We start from the raw sequence: 3,762 nt of genomic DNA, 5'->3' as shown, positions 1-3,762 counted from the left end.
GAGATGTGCTTCGGCCCAAGCGAATCGACCAATACGCGAGCCCAGCCACCTCGGCCTGCGGGTGGGGTTTCGGCGAACAGGTCGAAGACGAAGTCGGCGATCGCCGGGTCCGCGTCGCGGCCCACCGCAAGCTGGGCGACGAACTTGCGGCTCTGCAGGACCGAGCCCGGCACCAGTGGCGCGGCGCCGAAGGTCTTGAGCAGCGAGCCCGCGGCCCTGACACGGCTACCCACCAGTGGGCGCGGGACGGGTAAGAACTTGACGTTGCGCAGCAGATCACCGGTCGTCGTGTTGATCAGCGCGACGGCGTCGGCGTTCTGACGAACCCGCTGCGGGTACCGCTGGGCCCAAGAGGTGATCGCGATGCCGCCCATCGAATGGCCTGCGATCACGGCGCGCTCCCCCGGCGCAAGCGTGGCGTCCAACACGGCGTCGAGGTCTGCCGCCAGGAAGTCCAGGCTGTAGTGGCTCTGCTTGCCACGGCGCGGCGGAACCCCACTGCGCCCATGGCCCCGGTGGTCATAGGCGATGACGCGGTAGTCGGCTGCCAGGTCGGTGATCTGGTTGGCCCACACCCGGATCGCGCAGGTGATGCCGTGCGCCAGCACGATCGGATAGCCGTCCTCGGGGCCGAAGACCTCGGTGTGGATCCTGGTGCCGTCCGCCGAGCGGACGTCGACGGCGCGACCTCTCGGCATCGCGTCCAGCACGGCCAGCCGCCTCGACTTCGTCGCCACGTGTCGCTCCGATCCGCCGCGGCACCTTTGCCGGTGGCTGCAGAATTGTAACTAGCACGACGTTCAGTGCGGCATCACGACCACCGCCTTGACGGCGGTGCCCGTCTTGGCGGCGGTCCACGCGGCGCCGAAGTCCTCGAGCGCGAATCGTGTCACCAGTTCATCCAGGGGTAGCTCACCCCGACGCGAGAGCTCGGCGAGCCGCGGGATGAAGGTGTGCGGGTCGCTGTCCCCCTCGACCACGCCGCGGACCCGTAGACCCTTGGCCAAGATCAGCCCGACCGGAAGTTCGGCGTTGAGCGCACCCAGCCCGACGAGAGCCAGTGTTCCGCACGACCGCAGCACCTCCAGTGCCGTGGCGATGACGGAAGGCAACGCGGTGGTGTCCACGGCGACGGTCGGCCCGCCGCCAGTCAGATCGGCCACCTGACCCGCGATGTCGTCGGTCGCCGGGTCCAGCGTCGCCGTGGCACCCAATTTCACTGCCAGCGAACGACGTTCGGCTACGGGGTCAACGGCTACGACGGCACGGCAGCCCGCAATCCTCGCGCCCATCACCGCCGAAAGGCCGACCGCGCCCGCGCCGAACACGACCAGCGCGTCGGCGGTCCCCGCGGATACTGCGTTGAGCACGGTGCCGACGCCCGTCTGGACGCTGCAGCCCAGTGGCGCCGCGAGCGCCGGGTCGAGCGGTTCGGTGAGCACCACGGTGTTGGCGGGGCGGGTGAGCACGTGGGTGGCGAAGCTGGACTGGCCGAAGAACGCACCTCTGACGGGCTGCCCGGCAAGGCGCAGCGCACTTGCCTCATCAGCCCCGTCGCCGCGCAGGTTCAGGTCCGTCGAACGGGCGCAGTAGGCGGGCCCGCCCGCAGCGCAGCTGGCGCACCGCCCACAGCTGGCGAATGTCAGCACGACCTGACTTCCGACGTCGGCGCGGGCGGTGGGACCAGTCTCGATGACGGTGCCGACACCCTCGTGACCGAAGACCATCGGCGACTTCCGTGCCGGCCACCTCGCGGCGACGCTGACGTCGGTGTGGCAGATGCCCACCGCGTCGATGCGGACCAGCGCCTCGTCCTCGACGGGCGGCCGGATCTGAACGTTGACCAGCTGCGGGTCGGCCCCCTCGGCCAGCAGGACCGCAGCACGTGCGTCGATCATCCGGGAAGGTTAAATGGTGACGATGCGCGCCATACAGATACCCCGCCTCGACGGTCCGGCCGCCGCGGAGCTCGTCGAGATCGACGAACCCACGGATCCCGGCGCCGTGCTCATCGACGTGCACGCCGCGGGCGTCGCGTTCCCCGACGCGCTGCAGACCCGCGGGCTGTACCAGCACAGGCCGGAGCTCCCCTACGTGCCCGGTGCCGAGATCGCAGGCATTGTGCGAAGCGCCCCGGCGGGCGCACACGTGACGGCAGGCGACCGGGTGGCCGCCCTGACCATGTTGTCCGGTGCGATGGCGGAAGTCGTTGCACTACCGGCCGATCGGGTGTTCAAGCTTCCCGACGCGGTGTCCTTCGAGGCCGGTGCCGGACTGCTCTTCAACGATCTGACGGTGCACTGTGCGCTGCGCACCCGCGGGCGCCTGGTGGCGGGCGAGTCGGTGCTGGTGCACGGCGCGGCGGGGGGCATCGGCACGTCGACGCTGCGCCTCGCCTCGGCGTGGGGCGCTTCGCAGGCGATCGCCGTGGTCAGCACCGAGGACAAGGCCGACGTCGCGCGTGCCGCGGGCGCCACCGACGTCGTGCTCGCCGACGGCTTCAAGGATGCGGTCAAGGAGCTGACCGAGGGGCGGGGCGTCGACATCGTGCTCGACCCCGTCGGCGGCGACCGGTTCACCGATTCCCTGCGGTCGCTCGCCCCCGGTGGTCGGCTGCTGGTGGTGGGATTCACCGGCGGTGAGATCCCGACGGTCAAGGTGAACCGGCTGCTGCTGAACAACGTCGACGCCGTCGGCGTCGGCTGGGGTGCGTGGGCGGCGACCCACCCCGGGTACCTGGCCGAGCAGTGGGCCGAGCTAGAGCCGCTGCTCGCCTCCGGAGCGGTCTCCGCACCCGAACCCGTCGTCTACCCCCTGGAACGGGCGGGCGACGCCATCGCGTCACTGGAGGACCGCACGGCCAAGGGCAAGGTCGTCGTCAAGCTCCGGTAGTCATGCCAGCACCGCTTCCGAAACGGTTCATGGACGACGAAGTAGCTTCCCAATTCTCCGTCGAGTCGGGCCCGGGACTCGGAGACGAACGTAGACCGCCCTAAACCGCCTTGTAAACGGCACATTTCCAGTAGGTGGCCGTGCCACCGCTGAAGCGCAGAACGCCTTGACTCGGGACAGTTCTGGACGATAAGGTTCACTCCAAACTGATCAGAGCGCTTCTCAGCAGCGCAGATAGGACAGCACCATGAAGAGTCGACTCACCCGCCGCGTCGCCGCGGGCCTCGGCGTCGCCGCCGTCATCTCGATGGGAGCGCTGACCGCCTGCGGCGGAGGCGAAACCGGCGGCCCGTCCAGCACCACCACGACAACGACGACGACCGCCCCGTCGACCACGGTCTCGCCCACCGAGAAGGGCCTCAACCCCACCGGTGGCAACAGCTTCAGCCCTGGGGTCAAGGCGCCGCCGGCACCCACCGGCATGCCTGGCACCAACCACACCGGCTAACACGACCGTTCTCGGTGGACCAATGCTTCGGCCTGGTCCACCGAGTCCAAGAATGGCTCCCACCTCGTTTCCCGCAGCACAGATAGGACCGCATGATGAAGAGTCGACTCACCCGCCGCGTCGCCGCGGGCCTCGGCATTGCTGCCGTCGTCTCGATGGGAGCGCTGACCGCCTGCGGCGGAGGCGAAACCGGAGGCCCGTCCAGCACCACCACGACGACGACCACCACCACGCCGTCGCCCACCGAGAAGAGCATCAACCCCACCGGTGGCAACAGCTTCAGTCCCCCGGTCAAGGCCCCGCCCGCACCGACCGCCATTCCCGGCACGCACAACTGAATCGTCGATACGGACGGGGGGGGG

At 69.5% G+C, this 3,762-nt stretch carries 5 protein-coding genes; 3 read left to right on the top strand and 2 right to left on the bottom strand.

Annotation, left to right across the window (positions count from 1 at the left end):
- Both ACRDUX_RS06450 and ACRDUX_RS06445 read right to left on the bottom strand, forming a co-directional pair.
- Window positions 1–698 (bottom strand): alpha/beta fold hydrolase (locus ACRDUX_RS06450; protein ID WP_526412117.1); only part of this gene is annotated, 698 nt, incomplete at its 3' end.
- A 102-nt stretch (window positions 699–800) separates the two neighbouring features.
- Entirely contained in the window at window positions 801–1,898 is a 1,098-nt protein-coding gene (locus tag ACRDUX_RS06445; RefSeq protein WP_526412115.1) for an NAD(P)-dependent alcohol dehydrogenase, read from the bottom strand.
- Between the two features lie 22 nt (window positions 1,899–1,920).
- Here ACRDUX_RS06445 and ACRDUX_RS06440 point away from each other — a divergent pair, with 22 nt between their 5' ends.
- The 3 genes from ACRDUX_RS06440 (at window position 1,921) to ACRDUX_RS06430 (ending at window position 3,738) form a co-directional block, all read left to right on the top strand.
- A complete protein-coding gene (locus ACRDUX_RS06440; protein WP_526412114.1) occupies window positions 1,921–2,892 on the top strand; it encodes an NADPH:quinone oxidoreductase family protein in 972 nt (323 codons plus the stop codon).
- A gap of 247 nt (window positions 2,893–3,139) precedes the next feature.
- Window positions 3,140–3,400: a hypothetical protein gene (locus ACRDUX_RS06435; RefSeq protein WP_526412112.1), complete on the top strand. Its 261-nt coding sequence runs from the start codon at window positions 3,140–3,142 to the stop codon at window positions 3,398–3,400.
- A gap of 92 nt (window positions 3,401–3,492) precedes the next feature.
- On the top strand, window positions 3,493–3,738 hold the full coding sequence (locus tag ACRDUX_RS06430) for a hypothetical protein (RefSeq protein WP_526412110.1): 246 nt from the start codon (window positions 3,493–3,495) through the stop codon (window positions 3,736–3,738).
- Window positions 3,739–3,762: the final 24 nt, after the last annotated feature.

Origin of the sequence: Mycobacterium sp. (assembly GCF_050701675.1) — a bacterium.
Taxonomy (GTDB): Bacteria; Actinomycetota; Actinomycetes; order Mycobacteriales; family Mycobacteriaceae; genus Mycobacterium.
This window is presented reverse-complemented; position numbering and strand designations above follow the sequence as displayed.